The sequence below is a fragment of the Roseofilum reptotaenium CS-1145 genome (assembly GCF_028330985.1).
Taxonomy (GTDB): domain Bacteria; phylum Cyanobacteriota; class Cyanobacteriia; order Cyanobacteriales; family Desertifilaceae; genus Roseofilum; species Roseofilum reptotaenium.
Genome location: NZ_JAQMUE010000075.1, coordinates 1 through 19,978 on the forward strand (window position 1 = coordinate 1; position 19,978 = coordinate 19,978).

Consider the following 19,978-nt stretch of genomic DNA (forward strand, 5'->3'; position numbering starts at 1 on the left):
CTGACTTTTCCCCATTTTTCGCGACATCTATCAGTTCTTGACGTTGCTCTGTACTCAATTTAATGCGATACTTAAGCTTGGGGTTACTCATAGGTACCTCCGATAACTCTTACCCACAATTTTAAGCTTGCCAGTCCACTAGTCGCTATTTATAGACGATTCAAGGAAAAGGTAAAAACGGTTTTTCCTATTGCCTATTGCCTATTGCCTATTGCCTGTTGCCTAGTATCTATGTTTCAAAGGACTCGTCGCCGTTTAGCCTTATGGTACACTGCCGTGACTGCGGTGCTATTGCTGTGTTTTGCTGGGGGGATTTATGGATATGTGCGAGCGACGTTAATTGAGCGCATTGATGATACCCTGAATCATGTTGTGGAAGTAGTGGAGCGATCGCTCATTTTTGATGCTTTGTCTACCGCTAATCGTCAATCTCCCCATTTTCAGATTAATCTAGAAGCGAGTTTTCAAGACCAAGTGGAACCGGCAGAGGACGATCGCATTGATTTAGAATGGTTTAGTCCTACAGGAGAGTTATTATGGTCAACTTGGGAAACGCCCCTCAATCTTCCTCTCCATTTTAATCGTATGGGGGAAACGGTACGAATTGCGCGATCGCCCCATGGAAATCTTTGGAATTATACAGACTCGGATGTCCTCTTGCGACAAGTGACCGATCGCGTACAAGTGGATCGTGAAGTGTTAGGATACTTGCGCGTGAGCCATCCTTGGTTTGAAGTCACTAAACCCACACGCCAGTTAATGGTGGATTTGGCGGCTGTTATTAGTTTAACCATTATTGCAGTCGCGGCGATTGGGTGGTTTTTATCCGGTTTAGCGATGGAACCAGTTAGAGTCAGTTATCTCCAACTGAAGCAATTTACCTCCGATGCTTCCCATGAATTAAGAAATCCGATTGCTACGATTCAAACGAACGTTCAAGTGGCTCTTGCCGATCCCAGTTTAGATCCTCAACAACATCAACTTTTACAAGTGATAGAACGACTCACGCGCCGTATGGGACGGTTAGTTAACGATCTGTTATTTTTAGCTCGGCAAGATAGTGGTATGGTTGAACAGCACTGGCAATCTATTCCCTTAGATGCCTTGGTGATGGACGTGATTGAAGAACAGCAGTTAATTGCGCGATCACGTAATTTAACCTTAGACTTTAACCTCGACTCTCCCGATTTTCCTCCGGATCTAGACCCTTTTACCGTTGCTGGAGATTGGACTCAGTTAACCCGTTTATGCACCAATTTAATTAGTAATGCTCTGCAATATACGCCTACGGGAGGAACCATTAGCGTCTGCTTAACCCAGGGTTCTGAAGTCCAATTGCAAGTCAAAGATACAGGGATAGGCATTGCTAAAGCGGATTTACCCTATCTCTTCGATCGATTTTACCGGGTTGATCCGTCTCGGAGCCGAGATGTGCGAGATCCTGAAGGTCAAGTAGCGACAGGATCGGGGTTAGGATTAGCGATTGTAAAGGCGATCGTTGATAACCATGATGGCTGCATTAAAATAGAGTCCCAAGGCGATCGAGGAACCACTGTTACAGTAACTCTACCTGAATATCAATGCGATCGAGGATGATCTCGTATCCAGAACTTTTAATTGTACTTTAGTTATATTTCATGTCTGCTATTATTTTCTAATATTCCAATCATCGTAGGTTGGGGAGAATCAAATCTCGAAATAGCGCAAAGTACTGTATAATTTACTTACGCTAGCAAGTTCACTAAAACACATTACTAGCTATACGTTTCTAAATAAAATTCCTTCCATTGATAGCCAGTTGTGAAGTTACTGCCCATAACGACTGATTCATAATCATCGTAGTGATCTCCAAGAACATCATCCATAAAGTCAGTTAAGCCTTGATGCTCTAAAAGTAACTTCCAGAATACATTTGCAATTCTCAAACCTTGTTTATAAGGTGTCGTAGGATAAAATTCAAGTCCTGCCTGTAAGTCTTCTTCAATACAAGTGAAAGGATGAAGTGATGGAAAGCCTCTAGGATCATCTAGAATAACTGCTAAGAACGGAATATCTAGAAGATTATAACGGCAATCAATCTTAGAAGGGGATAGGTACCTGAAAGCACTGGGAATTTTAGCGCGAACCCAAATAGCATCACATGATGCATCTAATATATCTAAGTAATTCTTTGAGAACTGATAGAAGGTATGACATATTTCAGACATATTGTAGCCATTTTCATCCATGTAACTCCTAAGAGAAAAATCAAATTTGAGCGCATCTCTGTTAAAGCTAACAAATAGTTCATAATACGCTGGGATTATAACAATATTATCAGTAGATACTGATTCCCCAGCAATCCCGTATAAGACTAATTGCTCTCGTAGCATACTATAGTTTGATGAGGTAGTTTCAAGCGATTGATATTTAACTTATAATTAGACTATGTTTTGGCGGTAAGGTGACACTTTCTTTACCTGATTTTCTGACACTTTGGGCATCGGGCTGTTTGAAATTCGGATTCTATTTCTAATACTGCGAAACGTGGGATAGGACATCCTAACTCTTCTTTGCTCTGCTAGACAAGTGACCCTACTCCTTCTCCAGTGGACATGCGATATCTTATCGTTGCTTCAAAACCAGCAAAGTAATATCATCAAATATTTTTTCCTCCCTAATAAACCTCCACACATCTTCAATCACCCGTTCCCGAATCTCATGGGCAGTTTTATCTCGGTGTTCTTGCACCACTGTACACAAACGTTCTAACCCATAGTGTTCTTTCTCCCTATTTTGCGCTTCTGTAATCCCATCCGTGTATAATACCATCACATCAGAAGGATTTAACTGAATATCCTGTTGACTAATAAACTCTAAAATCTGTTCATCTAACCCAATAGGCAATCCCAAATCTATTGTATCAATCAACTCAATATCTCCGTTTAATCGAACCACAATAACTTGCTCATGTTGACCACTGAGTTTTACTCTACCCTGGTGATAATCCAAAATTGCTAGCGTTATATGTTTATCACATTTCATCCGTTGCAAATTGTCATAGAGTGTCTGATTCAATAGATCTAAAAATCGTACTGGATCGGTTTCATTCGCATTTTGCAGAGTACGAATCACGGTTTGAGTCATCAGCATTAACATCCCACTTTCTAAACCATGTCCGGTTACATCCCCAATCCCAATTTTGACTCGCTCTCCTTGCTTGAGAACGTCATAATAATCTCCACCCACTTCATTTGCGGGTTCCATATATCCTGAAATTTCTAAACCCACAATATTCTCTAATTCTTCCGCGTTTGGTAGCACCATCTTCTGAAGCTTTCTTACAACATCTAATTCCGAAGTCAAGCGCAAGTTTTCCACCTTGAGTTTGTCATTTAATATTCCAATTCTCTGATTGGCTAAAGCTAAGTCTGCGGTGCGTTCTTGAAGTTGTCGAAAAGTGTTGAGAATTCGGTCAGCCATATGATTGAAATTGTCGGCTAAATGACCAATTTCATCTTTTCCCACGATCGGGGCACGAGCACTTAAATCTCCTTGAGAAAAGGATTGAGTGGTTTTTTGTAGACGTTTAATGGGGCGAGTAATAGTGATTCCTAATAAAATAGCTAAAATAATATCAAATCCTAACGCTAAAGAGGCAACGATTCCTTGCAAAAGAAGACTTCCTCTTGTTAACTCTTCTAAGGCAGTTTCTGGAGTCCCTCTCACCAAAACACCAATGGGTTCACCTTGGTAATTATAAATTGCTTTAGCAGCAAACGTATAGTGTTTTTCTTCGAGCTTCATTCGTTGGGTGACTAGGCTATTTTCCGGGAGAGTAATTGCTTCTTGTAAAAAAGTTAGATCGGGTATTGAGAGATCTAAAATATAGGAGCCATGAACGGCTGCATAGGCAGATTGATTTGCTTTTATATCAATGGGTTTAACTGAGGTGATTAAGTTAAAGTTTTGCCTGTTTTCATCATAAAGGTAGATCCCACTATATCCGCCATCGAGAGCTTCTAGAGTAGATTGGACAATTTCTCTTTTTTTATTCACTATATCTCCCGAAACTAGAACAGCAATGGGTTGATCGGTTTGGGGATCTTTAACTGGAGTAATAGTATACCGAATCAGGATTTGTTCTCCAGGCGTTAAGAAGGAAAGATGTTCGGGAGATTCAGCTTCTAAATCTTGCCAATGGATTATTTCACTGGTTTTTATTTGTTCGCCGGTTTTCAGAGCGATCTGAACGAGATTTTTTGGATTAAATACTTCTCCGGCTCGGTTCTGATTACCATTGATAATGATTTTTAGATTCTTTCCAACCAAGGTTGCATATTCAATTTGGCGTGCTTTGATTTCATTTTCTAATATTGTTTGAACTTGCCCTTTAAAGTCCGGAGGAATGAGTTGACCGTAACGGTGATATTGGGCTACTTGAATAATCGCTAAGTTGTCAGCTTGTCCTCGAAATCCAAATCCCATTTGATCGATCTTGATATTATATTCTATCTGAGTAACTGCTAATTCGGATTTGGCTTGATGTTCTAATTGATTCCGTCCGGATTTAAAAATCAAGTATGCACCGACACCCACGAGTCCGACAATGGAAATAATTTCTGAGGTAAAAAGGCCAATGAGCTGTTTTTGACGAATGGGTAGATCTTTAAACCACTGAATTGCCCCAGGTTTAGTAATCAGAGATTGGTTAGAAGATAGCTCGGAAGATGGTTTGGTTAATGGACTGTTAGATACTCTTAATTCAGAAGAGTTGGGATCGTTCATCGTGAGTTAGGTACTTTAAGTTTCAAGGGAAGGGTTATATCAATTAACAAATTAATAATGGGTTTGGGTTGGGAACAAATTGCTTCTAGCGACGCTAATACGGCGCGATCGCCGGGACGGTGTGTTACTGCAACAAGTAACCGATCGCGTACCAGTCGGTCGCGAAGTGTTAGGATACTTGCGCGTGAGCTATCGTTAGTTAGCCATGGAACGGGTAATTGTAAAGGCGATCATCGATCAATTTTTAATTTTTAATTGAAGGTAATGGTTATGTCTTTTATTCGGGATCAATCTTATCATCAGAGGCGTTCCCCGAAGGGGTCGCGGAGCGAATCGCCCCATTCTCCTCAATTTTGGTTGCTTTTAGTTTTGGGGTCAATCCTGCTACATGGATTAGTGTTATGGATAGTGCAGCCCCTATTGCGTCTGAGGATGACGGAGCAGGATTCTGTATCCTTTATTCCTATTGAGATGCTTGAGGCTATTGTTGAGGAAACTTCAGCTCCTGAAGCCGCACCTTCTCCAGTCAATGAGACAGAACCTGAACCCCCATCCCCTTCTCCTAGTCCACCTCCAGTTGTTCCAGAGGTACAGCCTGAACCGGAAGAGAGAGTCCCTTCCTTAGAAGCTTTTCCTGAACCCTTTCCTTCTCCTACGTTTTCCCCTTTTCCGGTTCCCGAACTTTCTCCAACCCCAGAACCTTCACTTGAACCGTCTCCCACTCCAACACCTAAAGCCTCACCTGAACCGACTCCAACCCCCAAACCTTCACCTGAGTCATCTCCAATTCCAACGCCTGAAGCCTCACCTGAATCAACGCCAAGTCCAGAACCCACCCCAGAACCGACTCCAGAAACCTCTCCAACTGCAACCCCCGAACCTTCACCTGAACCCTCTCCAACGCCAAGTCCAGAACCTTCACCTGAATCATCTGTAACACCAGAACCTACACCAAGTCCAGAAAGCACTCCGGTTCCTACGCAGAGTGTCGTTCCTCGTCCTTTGGTGACTCCTTCACCGGATCTCGAGTCTGTTCCTGTAAGATCTCCACTTCCCTCTCCTCCTCCTCAAGTGTCTGCCTCTCCCGTTAACCCCTTGCCTGAAAATCCGGCTGTTGCAGAAGAAGAATTACCCAATATTGGCGATATTAAACCGGAAGAATTTTCTCCTAAACTTTTAGGTATCCAACCCCCTCCCCCAGAGCAACAAATTGATATTCCAGATGAATGGGCTAAAGCTAAATCTTTAGAAACACCTCTAATTTTAGACTCTGATAATCCCACTTGTCCCCTAGAGTCAGGTACGCGGGAATACTTTGGTCAAACCATTACTTTATTCGTTACTATTGATGAGAATGGGAGGATTTTACCCAGTTATACGCGGGTTTTAAATCCTCAAGATACCAGCATTGCCTATCAAAATTTAGTCCAATGTTTGGTCAACGAGCAAACTTGGAGTTTTGAGGCGGCGATCTCAGGCGATCGCCGAGTTGTCAGTAATGCGCAGTTAGAAGTTACCCTCGATCCCATTCTTCCACAACCCAATCTTGAATAAAAGCATATAGTGCTTCGTGCTAATAGCTTATATGGCTTAGGTTCTAAGACTTCAATCTGTACCTCACTAATTCGATAACAGCTATATCAGATTTTGTGGCTCATGCTACACCGTATCCCTAAAAAGATTAAATCGGGGTCAAAATAGAGATGAGAGTACAATTGAGGAAACTCTTGGATCAGGACTTTGGTGAGTAATTCTCCATCCCCACCTGTGAGAACAATAGGACTTTGGGGATAGTGGTTGTGCCAATTTTGAATAAAATCGTGCAAACCAGCTAAGACGGTATACAGAATACCACTGGCGATCGCCTCTTGCGTCTCCAAACTCCAGCGTTTGGGCAGTTGCTCAGATAAGCTAATTTGGGGTAAGGTGCGGGTATGTTCGGCTAATAGACTCGTTTGCAAACCTAATCCGGGTAAAATGGCTCCACCGACTAAATGGCGATCGCCATCTGCTCCCGTTAAGGTTAATGCCGTTCCTCCATCAATGACTAATACTGGCGATCGCCATTTTGCCCCCGCACCAACAACCGCTAACCCGCGATCGATGCCAAATGTGGGATACATTCCCTTCAGAGGTAAATCGGCTAACTCAATCACATGGGTTTGCGAATAGGATGTCCAGAGGGGAGTAACTTCGGGGATTACGGATGCAAGCCACAAGGGAAGAGTATTAAATAGTCTTGAATAAAATTTATCCTTGAGAGGACATCCGTCCAAGATCTGTTCTGGAATCCTTCCCTGTTCTAGTTCAGGGATGATTTTCTCTATTTCATTTACGGATAAGCTGGCTGTATTCCAGCAAGAGAGCAATGAGTGGCGATCGCCTAATCCCCAATGAAATCGCGAGTTTCCCATAACCAATGCTAACCACATCACCGTTAACTCCTCTTCCGATTGAGCGCAAAGTTGCTAGAATGATGGGCACAATGGGACATTTTCCCATGTATGCCATTATTCTTAAATAACATTGCCCTTATTTTGAGTCCATGGTCTTAGAAACACAATCGATCGCAGGTTTCACCTTCCCTTTACTCGGGTCTCTGTTTTCTTTCTTACCGATTGATTCCCTTTTTTCTACTCAGGGAATTATGGTAATGTTGCTCATGGCGTATGCTGGAGCGATGTGGATGTTCCTCACCAGTGCCCCTAAAGTTTATACGATTATGGTATCGGACTTAGAGATTGCTAGAGTATTGTACGAGGATTTACTGCAATTACCAGAAGCCGATGTACCGCTTCATTATTATTACAATTACGAGCAAACCTTGGGAACTACAGGTTTAGATCCGCTCTATCTCTCCCCAGGAATAACGCAAACAGTGCAAAAAGATATCCCGGAAGGACTGTGGTACCAATTGAAAAAAAATGCCCAACTGCATGTGATTTCTGGGGCAAGTTTAGGCCACAACGATCGCCAACGCCATGTTTGTTTCGATCGCGATTGTTTAGAACAGGTGTTAATGCGGGTACAATTGCGAGGAGTAAAGAATAAAATTCGCCGCAATAAACCCTTGAATTTTTTGGTGAAAGACCTCCACGATCGCGTAATTGAAATTACGGAAATTTCTAATTAATCCTGTCCCTATTTTAAGATCATTATGACCCAATTCGTCACTTTATTGGTCGTCGTTGCTGTCGGAGTTGCGGTAACACTTCAAGCCCAAGTTATGGGGATTTTAGAACAGAAAATCGGTGTATTTGATAATATTGTGATGACCTATGCGGGAGGGGGGCTACTCATTTTAGCGATCGCCCTATTGCGTACCGTATTGGCAGGGTATAGCTGGAGTAACTATAGCCTCTTACCCGGATATGCTATTGTGCCAGGAATCTGCGGTTTAGTGATTGTGGGTGGTATTTCCTATTGTGTATCGCGGGTCGGTCTTTTGGCGACTTTTTCCTTGAGTTTAGCCATTCAATTTTTTCTCGGTTCCCTATTGGATAGCTACGGCATCGGACTTGACCCCCGTCCGATGACCTTATCCCGTTATTTGGGGGTGGGACTCGTGCTTGCGGGTGCAATTTTGTTTCTGAAAAAATGAGGTGAATGATCTAAACTGGGAAGCGATCGCTCATTTCAATCAATGCACTACGGATACCCGGTTCTGCCATGGAATGACCCGCATCAGCAATCACCTGAAAATCAGCTTCTGGCCAAGCTCGATGGACTTCCCAAGCCGTTTTCATCGGACAAACGAGATCGTAGCGTCCTTGGACAATAGCAGTGGGGATCTGGCGAATGCGATCGAGATTTTGAAAGAACCAATCTTCGCTATCAAAAAAGCCGAGATTGATAAAATAATGGCATTCAATCCGAGCAAAAGCATCCGCAAACCTATCATCAGCAAACTTTTCCATTAAATTCAGATCCGGAAAGAGCTTGCTGGTACTCGCTTCCCACACTGACCAGGCTTGAGCCGCTTCCCGTCTCACCTGTGGGTCATCGCTAGTCAGTCGTCGATAATAGGCAGATAAAAAGTTATCCCGTTCTTCGAGTGGAATGGGTTTAACATACTCTTCCCAAGTATCCGGGAAAATATAACTGGCTCCTTCCTGATACATCCAGTTTAATTCTTGGGAGCGCAATAAAAAGATGCCTCGCAGAATTAACCCTTGACAGCGCTCTGGATGGCTCTGAGCATAGGCTAAAGATAGGGTACTCCCCCAACTCCCGCCAAATACAACCCATTGTTCGAGACCTAGATGAGTGCGTAAGCGTTCAATATCGGCAACTAAATCCCAGGTGGTATTATCTTGTAATTCTGCATGGGGGGTACTTTTACCGCATCCCCGTTGATCGAAGAGAATAATACGCCATTTCTGGGGATTAAAATAGCGGCGATAATCGGGTAAAGATCCTCCTCCTGGGCCCCCATGTAAGACCACTACAGGAGTGCCTTCTGGATTGCCCGATTGTTCATAATAGAGGGTATGTAAGACACTGACAGATAGATAGTCTTGGTTGTAGGGTTCAATGGGGGGGTAAAGCTCTCTCATGCGATGGTAATTGGTAACTTAGGGAATTGGATTAGTATGGAAACTAAAGTCAGGCTGAAATTGTCCTGAATGATTAGATTTTAATTCCATTGTACTGATGAAATCCTGGATAGCCATTTTTGCGATCGCTCTTACCTCTCCCTTGATCTCCCTTCCGGGTTGGGGTGCAGAGCGCGTTGTCTTTAAGTATTCTGTCTTTCGGCGATCGCTCTCTGTCGCAGAATTAACCACGTTTGCTGAAACTGGAGAAATGACTCCTGCTCTACAACGTAACTTACAAACCCTCGGGCAAAACCCTGAAGATTTTCGTACTGTGTTAACTGCACCTATCAGTGTTGATGTTTTATTTCTCGATAGAGCTTTAAATAGCACCATCGGGCGTAAAATTCTGGATCGGGTAGCGGAAATTGTCCATACACCTTCCCAAGGTGCAAATACTCAAGCACTCCGAGCTGCTTTAATTTTATCAGCTAGTGAAGATGGTGAAATTACTTTATTGGAAACCCTACAAAAATACCCAACACCGGAAATCGAAGTTGAAGGGGCACGGCTTATAGAAGCTTACAACGAATTGAATCGATTTGCTAAACCTGCCCAAATTTTGATCGATTTATTCAAATAAAGGCAATCTATGGAAGCGATCGCTCCTATGTTAACGTATTCTTCAACTTTCGACCCGGATTTAGTAAATCTAGCTACTGTCTTGCCCGTAATCTTATTGGTAATCTAGAGTGTGCATTTAATTATGTCAATCCAAATATCTTGTAGCAGTAGATCTCTGAGCGGAAAGTGCTGTAACCGTTTTGCGCTATGCAATAGGGAATAGGCAGTGTTCTACCGGAACAATGTAGGAGTGGAAACGCACTGTACATAATTAAACTGATTACTCGGACTTGATATTATCCTTGCGTCTGGAATACAGCACTTTGCTTGCGTTATGAAACACATGCTTGAATCCTCTCTCTCCATGTACCAAAACCCTATTCCCCAACGCTGTGCGCTGTTAAGGATGCACATAGACGAACCAACCGATCAGTGTGACCAGAAAGCCAACGCTAAAGATAATGGTCAGAACATAAAGTTGGCCAATCCCAACTGAACTATACTTTAGACCTTCTCCACTAAACAGGGTAACCACACCCACTAGGTTGACTAAACCATCGATGATATAGCGGTCGAACCAAGAAGTGAGTCGAGCAGATTGTTCTACAGCAAAGACAACGGTCATGCGATAGAGGCGATCGATATAAAAATCATACGCTAGTAGATCCTGGATAAATTTAAGCGGTTTGATAATTGATCGGGCTAATGTTCTGGGTAGGGAAATGATGGCACCAACGAGACATCCGGCTAAACCTGATATAATCACCAGCATAACTGTAATTTTGTGAACATAGCCCCAATTGGGAATCAGGGATAATTGATGTAAGAGCCAGGGACAGACTAAGGTGATGATGATTAAACTCACCATTGGTACGGCCATGGGCCAAGCCACTTCAGGTGCCCGTCGGCTTTTGGGTTGGGTTTCTCCAGCAAAGACGAGACGATAAACGCGTGTTAAATTCAGGGCGCTCAAAGCATTGACTAAGAGCAGGACGACCAATAACCAAGGTTCGTAGTACCAAAAGTTATCCGCACCCAAGCGCAAAGCCCAAAAACCACCGAGGGGTAAAATTCCGATTAAACCTGCACTACCAACCAGAAATGAAGTGGTGGTCACAGGCATTTTCGACTGTAGTCCCCCTAGCTCGGTTAAGTCTTGGCTATTGGTGGTGAGGATAATCGAACCAATACTCATAAACAATAAGGCTTTGGCGATCGCATGGGCAAACAGTAGCATCAATGCAAAGCCTGTCCACTGCGTTCCCACGGCAATAAATACCAATCCCAAATAAGCACTCGTGCTGTGGGATAGAGCGCGTTTAATATCTACTTGTGCTAAAGCGACTAAAGACGAGCCGATCGCCGTTAAAATACCAATGACGACTAATGTAGCTGAAGCCACTGGAGAGAGCGCTAAAATCGGTTGTAGCTTAATTAACACATAAGCCCCACAGGCCACCACTACCGAATTCCTCAAAATCGAAGCCGGGTTTGGCCCTTCCATGGCCTCATCCAACCACATATGCAAGGGGAACTGGGCGCATTTTCCCGTTGGCCCTGCAATCAAAGCTAATCCTAGGAGAGTGGCAAACCAAGGGGATAATTCAGCCGTTTCAGCCCAGATATAGAGGCGATCGAAATCCAAGGTTCCTGCGGTTGTTCCCAAAGCGACCAAGCCCATGAGTAATAAAATATCACCCACTCGTTTGGTCAAAAATGCATCTCTTGCCGCCGTAACCACCAAAGGTTGAGCATACCAAAAGCCCACTAAGAGATAGGTTGATAGGGTCAACATTTCCAGCAAACCATAGGTCAGCAAGAGAGAGTCACTCAGGGCAATTCCACTCATCGCTGCTTCAAAAAAGCCCATTATGGCAAAGAAACGTGCCAGCGCCCAATCTTTTTCTAGATATCCCAGAGCGTAGATTTGGGACAATAGACTTAATCCCGTAATTAAGGACATTGCCCCTAAACTCACGGCAGAAATGGTCAAGGTTAGGGAAAAATCAATATCAATCACCTTTAACCAGTGAAAAACAATTAAATGGGGTTCTCTATCCCAAACCAGATTAAAGACAATTAATCCATGCACGAAGGCTAAAACTGTCATCAGCAGATTAAAGTAGGCTGCTGGTCTAGGCCCAGTACGACGGACCATCCGAGTTGACCAAGGCAAGGTGAGAATGCCTCCGATCAAACCATAGAATGGAATGTACCAACTTGTTTCTAGGAAATATTCAGACATAGGTTACGTTAATGGTCTAATTGGCTGTATTTTAATAATTTGGTTAAACTTTTAATCTGAGTTTCTTGACATTTGCAGACTCTTGATCCCTGCCTTACCTTACAGCTAAGAGATGATCCCATCCCTTAGCCTACCCCAAAATGCTGTTGCGATCGCGTGGCTCATCACTGGCACAATACTTGTCCCTTGCCAACTTCCTTAAGTATATTTACATATCTTATCTCGTGAATTAAGTTGGTCTATCATTGTATCTTAAGTTTTTTAATAAAAAATTAATTTCTGTTAAGACATCACAAAAGTTAATTAATCAAATCAAGGGTTATTATGATTAATTCTATTGCCAGGAGAGTCATGCTTCCCATATCCTTAATAGAGAAGCAAAAAACTCTTTTGCTTTCCTAGGAAAATTGGGTGTCCTAGTGCTATCTTTCGCTTTTTCAGATCAGGAGATTAACAATGCCCATAGCCGTTGGAATGGTAGAAACATTAGGCTTTCCTGCCGTCGTCGAAGCTGCTGACGCGATGGTAAAAGCTGCTCGTGTGACCCTTGTTGGATACGAGAAAATTGGGAGTGGTCGGGTAACCGTCATTATCCGGGGAGATGTATCGGAAGTTCAAGCTTCAGTTGCTGCGGGGATTGAATCCGCCAAGCGGGTTGATGGAGGACAAGTTTTATCGACTCACATTATTGCCAGACCCCACGAAAACCTAGAGTATGTTCTTCCAATCCGTTACACCGAAGCGGTGGAGCAGTTCCGAAGCTACTAGCACCGTTGAAAGCCAAAACAGGACGAAGTTGAGTTAGTAATTATTACTCAACTTCACCCTCACACTTACCCATCTCTGTTGAAAACATTAGGAGTTTTGAATCAATGTCAATTGCAGTTGGAATGGTAGAAACCCTAGGTTTTCCTGCCGTTGTAGAAGCAGCCGACGCAATGGTAAAAGCCGCTCGTGTCACCCTGGTTGGATATGAGAAAATTGGTAGTGGTCGAGTAACCGTGATTGTTAGAGGTGATGTATCTGAAGTACAAGCTTCTGTCGCTGCGGGAGTAGATAATATCAAGCGCGTCAATGGCGGAAAAGTTCTTTCTACCCATATCATTGCTCGTCCCCACGAAAACTTGGAGTATGTACTCCCCATTCGTTACACCGAAGATGTACAGCAATTTGCCGAAAGTACCAATGCTATTCGGTCAAGTCGTTCGTAAGGATCTGATATTCGATCCATGCAAGTTGCTAAAGTTTGTGGCACAGTCGTTAGCACCCAAAAAGATCCGAGTCTTAGAGGGTCTAAATTTTTACTGTTGCAGTTGATAGATGAGCAAGGCCGCCTTCTTCCTGAATATGAGGTAGCCGCAGATCCAAGTGTGGGAGCTGGGTTAGATGAATGGGTTCTGGTGAGTCGTGGTAGTGCAGCTCGCCAAATTGAAGGAACCCAAAATCGTCCTATAGATGCAACCGTTGTCGGAATCATTGACACGGTCACAGTGGGAAATTCACGAATCTATAGCAAAAAAGATACCTATTAATGTTCAGTCCTCAAGGGTCAGGGTTGGTCGAGGGCGGTATCCATTGTATCTATCTCAGTTTAATCAATCAGAACCCTTTTGAGGTCGGATAACATCCGAAACTCGACCCAATTAATCCCATGACACCAGAGACAAAATCGCTATAGGAGGAAAATCATTATTATGGTTGTGCTTAACCAGACACGGAGCAGTGCGGCTCCCCCCACCCCTTGGTCGAAGGACTTAGCGGAACCGCAAATTGATAGTAGTGCTTATGTCCACTCTTTCTCGAATCTAATTGGTGATGTCCATATTGGAACGAACGTCTTAGTAGCGCCCGGCACTTCTATCCGAGCCGATGAAGGCGCTCCTTTTTATATTGGGGATTATACCAATGTACAAGATGGTGTGGTCATCCATGGTCTAGAGGAAGGCCGAGTGGTTGGCGATGATGGCCAGAAATATTCCGTTTGGATTGGTAATCATTCTTCTATTACCCATATGGCGCTGGTACATGGGCCAGCCTACGTGGGAGATAATTGTTTTATTGGTTTCCGCTCTACAGTATTCAACGCCAGAATTGGTCACGGATGCATTGTGATGATGCACGCTTTGATCCAAGATGTGGAAATCCCTCCAGGAAAGTATGTGCCTTCTGGATCGGTGATTACCAATCAACAGCAGGCCGATCGCCTGCCAGATGTGCAAAAAGGTGATGTGGCCTTTGCCAGCCATGTGGTCGGTATTAATGATGCTCTCAGAGCTGGGTATCGATGTGCCGACAATATCGAATGTATTACGCCCATTCGTGATGAATCGGGTGATTTATCGGGCAATTCTAGTAATGGTCAAGTACAAAGCAATATGACAACTCTTAATTCAGAAACCGTAACCCAAATTAAAAGTTTACTCGCCCAAGGCTATAAAATCGGGGCAGAGTATGCCGATCAACGCCGTTTCCGGACTAGCTCTTGGAAGAGCTGCCCGGTAATCGATTCAAATAATACTACAGCCGTATTGTCAGCAGTTGAATCTTGTATGGCAGAGCATGGGGGTGAGTATGTGCGCCTGATTGGTATCGATCCGAAAGCAAAACGGCGTGTCCTAGAAACAATTATTCAAAAACCAGGCGATCAACCCGGTACTCCTAGCACCAGCGCTCCAGTCACCTCAAGAGTTCCGGCCAGTCAAAATGGTTCATCCTCCAATGGTGCAGGTGTGCCTGCTGATTTGAACTCAAAAGTGAAACAATTGGTTAATCAAGGCTACCGAATTACAACAGAACATGCGGATAAACGACGCTTCCGTACCAGTTCCTGGCTGACTGGCGCTCCGATTACAGGAACGAGTCCCACAGCCGTTTTGAATGGCATTGAAGCGGTCTTGAGAGATTGTGAAGGTGAATATGTACGCTTGATTGCGGTTGACCCCAATGCCAAACGTCGGGTTTTAGAGGAAATTATTCAACGACCGGATGGTCGAGTTACTGCTAGCAGTAATGGAACCTCTAGTATTGCAAGTTCCGCTGCTCCAGTGGCTCGCGCGAGTAGTCCGGTTGCCTTTGGTTCTGGAAAACTGAGCGCTGAGGCGATCGAGCAAGTGCGTGCCTTGCTGGCCCAAGGCTACAAGATTGGTACGGAACATGCAGATAAACGGCGCTATAAAACGGGATCTTGGAAGAGCTGTACCCCAATTGAATCAAACCGTGAGTCAGACGTAATTGCTGGTTTGGAAGCTTGCCTTGCGGAACATGCAGGGGAATATGTACGCATGTTGGGCATCGATACAACGGCGAAACGGCGTGTAGCTGAATCGGTGATTCAACGCCCGTAAGTCCGGATTGAATAGGCTTCTTGCAGAAGTCAGGCTAGCAATGGTCATAAAAATTATGATGATGACCGCATTACTATTGACTAGCTGTCAATTGATGCAAGAGGTCTAATGTACTGAAGAGAATCAGCAGACGGAAAAATGGGGGAGGTTTTTCTCCTCCAAGGAATGGATTTCGGACTGAGGTTCGATCTAAAAATGTGCTGCAACGATGAGGTTCAATAGTATTATGGCGGTTATGCCTTGGCAACCTCTTCATAACCAAAAGTCTTGTATTGATGGGGAGGTGAGCATTGACCCTAGCGCGGTGGTAGCTCCTGGTGTGGCCCTGATTGCCAATCCTGAAAGTCGGATTGCGATCGCCGCAGGTGCTTGTATTGGTATGGGGGTGGTTCTCCATGCTGATGGGGGAACCTTAAGGGTTGAGGAAGGAGCGATCTTAGGCGCAGGAGTCTTAGTGGTGGGTTCGGGAACCATTGGCGCTAGAGCTTGTATAGGCCCGGTTTCAACCGTGTTTAATTGCTCAGTGGACTCAGAGCAGGTGGTTCCTCCAGGTTCGTTATTGGGAGACCAGGGACGTTCGGAAACGGAGAATCGGCAGATGGAGGAGCCAGTCGAGGCTGAACCTGAAGTTGAAGTTGAACCTGAACCAGAGGTTAAACCTCAAGCTCAAGAGTCTAAAATTACAGGTGAAGTGCCTCAATCTAATCCTTCGGCAACTCAAGCTTCGATTCATTCGGCGATCGCCCGTAATTTAATTGCTAATCCACCCACAACTCGTACGAACGGTAACCTGGATACTCCTAACTCAGACCAACCATCACCCGATTCCTCGACAGAAGACTCGACTTCGGGATCGGTCAATTCCCCGGTTTATGGGCAGCAGCATCTGCAACGGTTAATGGCGACCTTGTTTCCCCATCGTCAACAATTGGATGGAAATATACAAGATTCTCCAGTTTCTGAGGATAATGGTAAATAAATCGATGGAGTTCCACCATTGGGCCTCTATACTAATAGTAGAGGAGTGCAGATGATGGATATCCCTCTCAAGTCAAGAGCATGAGTAGATTCGATACTCTCAATGGAAGTGCATTAGGTTTGGTGTCAACCCGGAGCTTTCCGGCTGTAATTGCGGTTGCCGATGCCATGATTAAGGCGGCAGAAGTGGTTTTGGTGGGCATTGAAAAGATTGGTAATGGATATTGTACGGCGATCGCCAGGGGAAGAATCGCAGATATTCGATTAGCCGTAGAATATGGTGCGGAAAGAGCCAAGGAATTTGGCCCCGATCAACTGGTCACCAGTAGCGTCATTCCCAGACCTTTACCCAATCTGGAAGTCATTTTTCCCATTAATCCCCAGTTTATGGAAGTGACGGCTCATAACCGAGAAAACCGGTATAGCCGTCAAGCCGTAGGATTACTGGAAACCGTTGGCTTTCCTCCCATGGTGGGTGCGGCCGATGCCATGCTCAAATCAGCGAATGTGGAACTGATGTCTTTTGAGACCATTGGCTCTGGACTTTGTACCGCAATTATCCGGGGTTCAGTGGCTGATGTAGCCATGGCTATTGAATCTGGAGTCTATGAAGCTCAACGGATTGGAGAACTTCATGCCATTTACATTATTCCTCGACCTCAAGACGACTTAGAGCAAATTCTCCCCGTTGCCAGTGCTTTGATCCAAGAAGAATCAGAACCGTTGATGTTACCGGTGAGCATCGAGCAAGAGGAAATGGAAGAAGAATTGGTCAAGTTACCAGAGCTGGAAAAAGTGCCGCTTAAAATTGAAGAAAAGTAAGAACGACAGTACAGATATGGTGGGGGAGGGCGGGTTTACTTGCAATAGTTGTCAGTCTACAAGATTTGGGTATAACCCGCCCCTACAACAATATCTCATTGTTAATCCCATTCACTATAATTGTTAATTGACTTATGGACACACCATCATCTTATACCCCTCCCAAAGTCTGGCAACCGGATACCGACAGTGGCGGAACTTGGTCAAAAATCAATCGTCCCATTGCCGGGCCTACCCATGAGAAAGAGTTACCGGTAGGCAGTCATCCCCTGCAACTCTATTCCCTGGCCACGCCCAATGGTCAAAAAGTAACTATTCTGCTCGAAGAATTGTTGGCCCTGGGTATTTCTGAAGCCGAGTACGATGCTTATCCGATCAAAATTCAGGACGGAGATCAGTTTGGCAGTGGTTTTGTGGCCATTAATCCCAATTCTAAGATTCCGGCTCTGGTTGACCGCAGCACTACCCCGGAAACTCGGATCTTTGAATCTGGCTCTATCCTGCTCTATCTGGCGGAAAAATTGGCCGCGTTCCTACCTACTGAGGCGGCTGCACGCATAGAATGCCTATCCTGGCTCTTTTGGCAGATGGGTTCAGCGCCCTATGTTGGCGGTGGGTTTGGGCATTTTTATAGTTATGCACCGACGAAAATTAAATACTGCATTGACCGTTTTGCGATGGAGACGAAGCGTCAGCTTGATGTCCTCAACCGGCAATTAGCAGATAAGCCGTATATTTGCGGTGAGGATTATACCATTGCTGATATTGCCATCTGGCCCTGGTATGGGTCGTTGACCTTGGGCAAGCTTTACAATGCAGGTGAGTTCCTAGAGGTACAGTCTTATACCCATCTGATGAGGTGGGCCGAGGAAATTGCCTCCCGGCCAGCCGTGCAACGGGGACGCAGGGTTAACCGGACATGGGGGCCAGAGGAGGAGCAACTCCACGAGCGACACTCGGCAAGTGATTTTGGAAGGCCTAGTGCTTCGCCTGTCCACAAAACATCCTTATAATAAGGGACAAAGATGACAAATAATAATCCACAAAAACCATTATGGGAGAGAATTAGCACAACAACAAGTGTTTTACTAGTCCCTATTGTTATTGCATTCGTAGGTAATGCTTATACTCAAGCTGTCAAAGAACGAGAAATTCAAGGAAGATTTGTTGAACTTGCTGAAATACCTCAGAATGAAGTTCAAACTCCGTCCGAATAACCGTAATTCCAATGGCTCTTTCTCTGTTTAACCGAAGTGGCCGTTTTACCAACTTTTTCCGATACTCCCAAGGTGGAACCGAGTCAGGCTGACTCCAAATCTCCTTACCCTGCTCCTTGGTGATCGCCTCTCCATCGGAGATCGCCTCTCCATCGGAGATCGCCCCTTTCTCACTTTTACCCATATCTTCCAGTTCTTCTGCGAGATGCTCCAAATCGATGCGATCGAGTTGGCGATCGCGCAACAACTGTGATGTCGTTTCCAACCACAGGTAATAGTCGCGATCGTAGAGATCGGGTAGAAGAGAGCGATCGCGCCAGCGATGCGGAGCATTATCGGTTAAGGCTTCCATAACGCTTGTGTTGTTGTATTGTGCGCTACTCTAGCACAGGTTTGGCGATCGAAGGGTAAACTTATAAACCCAGACAGTAGCGAACCGTCTCTTCAACTTCCAGCATTTTTGCAGAGGATAAACGACCTGTCGGTTGTTCTGGAAAGCGATCGCGATCGAGAGAACGGATTTGAAAACACAGAAAAACAGTTTCTAACGGAAGTCCACTCTCTTCTGGAGATACTCTAACATTGGTTGGGAAGTTACGAGTAATATTTTCTCCCTTTGTCCCCACAATTACAGTTACCACTAAAGGGAGTTGGTTAATATCGTCTACAGAAAGGACTAAAACAGGTCTCTTTCCCGCTTGTTCCTTCCCTTGTACTGGGTTGAGATTAACCAAATAAATTTCCCCTCTATGAATGGTCATCTTTAAGCTAAACCATCCCATTCAACTCCATTAAATTCGCGATCGATAGCGGCAAGCTCTTGTTGAATTTCCGGGTCATATGCCATGATCTCCAGTTGCTGTTGAATCATCGCTTGATCGGAAAACTTACTGTCATTTTGCATCTGATATTGACCCAGGGTTTGATAGTCTCCCGTTCGGTAAGCCATTCTAGCTCCTTCGATTTCCTGAAGAACTGTTGGATCATCTTCTAATTGGTCTTCTTCTAACTGAGATATTTCGGTTTCTAGAAGATTGAAAAGTTTAACTTTTTCTTCAATTTCCAGGGCGGTAATCGCATTCACTAAGGAATCAAAGGGAATGTTTAATTGAATGCTTTGTTCTGTCATTTGAGAATTAATGAATTGCTCTTGCTTTATTATACATTGAAAATGAGAGGCGATCGCTTCGATCGCCTCTCCATCCGTGATCGCCTTCCATAACTTCATCCTCCATTCTATACCTCATTCTCTGGCCAATACTCGCTATCCAAGGTTTCGGTGATCGCAAAGGGACACAGTTCTGGAAACTCATCCCTGTTCATTCCCGTTTCTAGAGCTGCGATCGGTTAAGGCTTCCATAACGCTTGTTCTGTTGCATTTTTGGCTACTCTAGCACAGGATGAATGGTTATCTTTGAGCTAAACTATCCCATTCAAGTCCATTAA

General features: G+C 44.4%; 20 protein-coding genes. 12 read left to right on the plus strand and 8 right to left on the minus strand.

Translation table 11 applies throughout. The annotated features are described in order from the left end of the window. Nucleotides 1-231: 231 nt before the first annotated feature. Nucleotides 232-1,596, plus strand: coding sequence for a sensor histidine kinase (locus tag PN466_RS13385; protein ID WP_271940143.1), 1,365 nt, complete (start codon nt 232-234; stop codon nt 1,594-1,596). A gap of 158 nt (nt 1,597-1,754) precedes the next feature. Here the strand turns inward: PN466_RS13385 and PN466_RS13390 are convergent, their stop codons facing one another. Together PN466_RS13390 and PN466_RS13395 are read right to left on the minus strand one after the other, a co-directional pair. Continuing rightward, nucleotides 1,755-2,372, minus strand: coding sequence for a hypothetical protein (locus tag PN466_RS13390; protein WP_271940144.1), 618 nt, complete (start codon nt 2,370-2,372; stop codon nt 1,755-1,757). Nucleotides 2,373-2,604: 232 nt separating this feature from the next. Then, complete coding sequence (locus PN466_RS13395; RefSeq protein WP_271940145.1) at nt 2,605-4,767, minus strand: PP2C family protein-serine/threonine phosphatase; 2,163 nt, start codon at nt 4,765-4,767, stop codon at nt 2,605-2,607. A gap of 270 nt (nt 4,768-5,037) precedes the next feature. Here PN466_RS13395 and PN466_RS13400 point away from each other — a divergent pair, with 270 nt between their 5' ends. Beyond that, nucleotides 5,038-6,321 carry a hypothetical protein gene (locus tag PN466_RS13400; protein ID WP_271940146.1) on the plus strand — a complete coding sequence of 428 codons (1,284 nt, stop codon included), beginning with the start codon at nt 5,038-5,040 and terminating at the stop codon, nt 6,319-6,321. An 86-nt stretch (nt 6,322-6,407) separates the two neighbouring features. Here PN466_RS13400 and PN466_RS13405 read toward each other — a convergent pair whose 3' ends face one another. Beyond that, a complete protein-coding gene (locus PN466_RS13405; protein ID WP_271940318.1) occupies nt 6,408-7,199 on the minus strand; it encodes a pantothenate kinase in 792 nt (263 codons plus the stop codon). A 113-nt stretch (nt 7,200-7,312) separates the two neighbouring features. Between PN466_RS13405 and PN466_RS13410 the strand changes: the two genes are divergently transcribed. Together PN466_RS13410 and PN466_RS13415 are read left to right on the plus strand one after the other, a co-directional pair. Further along, nucleotides 7,313-7,900, plus strand: a complete 588-nt coding sequence (locus PN466_RS13410; protein ID WP_278003089.1) for a glyoxalase-like domain protein — start codon at nt 7,313-7,315, stop codon at nt 7,898-7,900. 24 nt (nt 7,901-7,924) lie between these two features. Next, nucleotides 7,925-8,368: a DMT family transporter gene (locus PN466_RS13415; RefSeq protein ID WP_271940148.1), complete on the plus strand. Its 444-nt coding sequence runs from the start codon at nt 7,925-7,927 to the stop codon at nt 8,366-8,368. Nucleotides 8,369-8,378: 10 nt separating this feature from the next. On the opposite strand, the gene pip is transcribed toward PN466_RS13415, so the two are convergent. Beyond that, a complete protein-coding gene (gene pip, locus PN466_RS13420; RefSeq protein WP_271940149.1) occupies nt 8,379-9,323 on the minus strand; it encodes a prolyl aminopeptidase in 945 nt (314 codons plus the stop codon). Nucleotides 9,324-9,420: 97 nt separating this feature from the next. On the opposite strand from pip, the gene PN466_RS13425 reads away from it, so the two are divergent. After that, nucleotides 9,421-9,945: an alpha/beta hydrolase gene (locus PN466_RS13425; protein WP_271940150.1), complete on the plus strand. Its 525-nt coding sequence runs from the start codon at nt 9,421-9,423 to the stop codon at nt 9,943-9,945. 381 nt (nt 9,946-10,326) lie between these two features. Here the strand turns inward: PN466_RS13425 and PN466_RS13430 are convergent, their stop codons facing one another. Continuing rightward, on the minus strand, nt 10,327-12,171 hold the full coding sequence (locus tag PN466_RS13430; protein WP_271940151.1) for an NAD(P)H-quinone oxidoreductase subunit F: 1,845 nt from the start codon (nt 12,169-12,171) through the stop codon (nt 10,327-10,329). Nucleotides 12,172-12,627: 456 nt separating this feature from the next. On the opposite strand from PN466_RS13430, the gene PN466_RS13435 reads away from it, so the two are divergent. The 7 genes from PN466_RS13435 (at nt 12,628) to yghU (ending at nt 18,328) form a co-directional block, all read left to right on the plus strand. Next, nucleotides 12,628-12,939, plus strand: coding sequence for a carbon dioxide-concentrating mechanism protein CcmK (locus PN466_RS13435; RefSeq protein WP_271940152.1), 312 nt, complete (start codon nt 12,628-12,630; stop codon nt 12,937-12,939). A gap of 104 nt (nt 12,940-13,043) precedes the next feature. Then, nucleotides 13,044-13,382, plus strand: a complete 339-nt coding sequence (locus PN466_RS13440; protein ID WP_271940153.1) for a carbon dioxide-concentrating mechanism protein CcmK — start codon at nt 13,044-13,046, stop codon at nt 13,380-13,382. A gap of 18 nt (nt 13,383-13,400) precedes the next feature. Then, entirely contained in the window at nt 13,401-13,703 is a 303-nt protein-coding gene (locus PN466_RS13445; protein ID WP_271940154.1) for a EutN/CcmL family microcompartment protein, read from the plus strand. 162 nt (nt 13,704-13,865) lie between these two features. Continuing rightward, the gene (locus tag PN466_RS13450) at nt 13,866-15,515 is read left to right on the plus strand and encodes a ribulose bisphosphate carboxylase small subunit (protein ID WP_271940155.1); all 1,650 of its coding nucleotides are present in this window, start codon (nt 13,866-13,868) and stop codon (nt 15,513-15,515) included. Between the two features lie 235 nt (nt 15,516-15,750). After that, nucleotides 15,751-16,494 carry a carbon dioxide concentrating mechanism protein gene (locus PN466_RS13455; protein ID WP_271940156.1) on the plus strand — a complete coding sequence of 248 codons (744 nt, stop codon included), beginning with the start codon at nt 15,751-15,753 and terminating at the stop codon, nt 16,492-16,494. An 80-nt stretch (nt 16,495-16,574) separates the two neighbouring features. Next, complete coding sequence (locus tag PN466_RS13460; RefSeq protein WP_271940157.1) at nt 16,575-17,315, plus strand: carbon dioxide-concentrating mechanism protein CcmK; 741 nt, start codon at nt 16,575-16,577, stop codon at nt 17,313-17,315. Nucleotides 17,316-17,449: 134 nt separating this feature from the next. Further along, the gene (gene yghU, locus PN466_RS13465) at nt 17,450-18,328 is read left to right on the plus strand and encodes a glutathione-dependent disulfide-bond oxidoreductase (protein ID WP_271940158.1); all 879 of its coding nucleotides are present in this window, start codon (nt 17,450-17,452) and stop codon (nt 18,326-18,328) included. Nucleotides 18,329-18,452: 124 nt separating this feature from the next. Here the strand turns inward: yghU and PN466_RS13470 are convergent, their stop codons facing one another. From PN466_RS13470 to PN466_RS13480, 3 genes are all read right to left on the minus strand, one after another. Beyond that, a complete protein-coding gene (locus tag PN466_RS13470; protein WP_271940159.1) occupies nt 18,453-18,884 on the minus strand; it encodes a DUF29 family protein in 432 nt (143 codons plus the stop codon). Between the two features lie 61 nt (nt 18,885-18,945). Beyond that, nucleotides 18,946-19,293 (minus strand): type II toxin-antitoxin system PemK/MazF family toxin, encoded by a 348-nt coding sequence (locus tag PN466_RS13475; RefSeq protein WP_271940160.1) that lies wholly within the window; start codon nt 19,291-19,293, stop codon nt 18,946-18,948. A gap of 2 nt (nt 19,294-19,295) precedes the next feature. Next, nucleotides 19,296-19,760 (minus strand): hypothetical protein, encoded by a 465-nt coding sequence (locus PN466_RS13480; RefSeq protein ID WP_271940161.1) that lies wholly within the window; start codon nt 19,758-19,760, stop codon nt 19,296-19,298. Nucleotides 19,761-19,978: the final 218 nt, after the last annotated feature.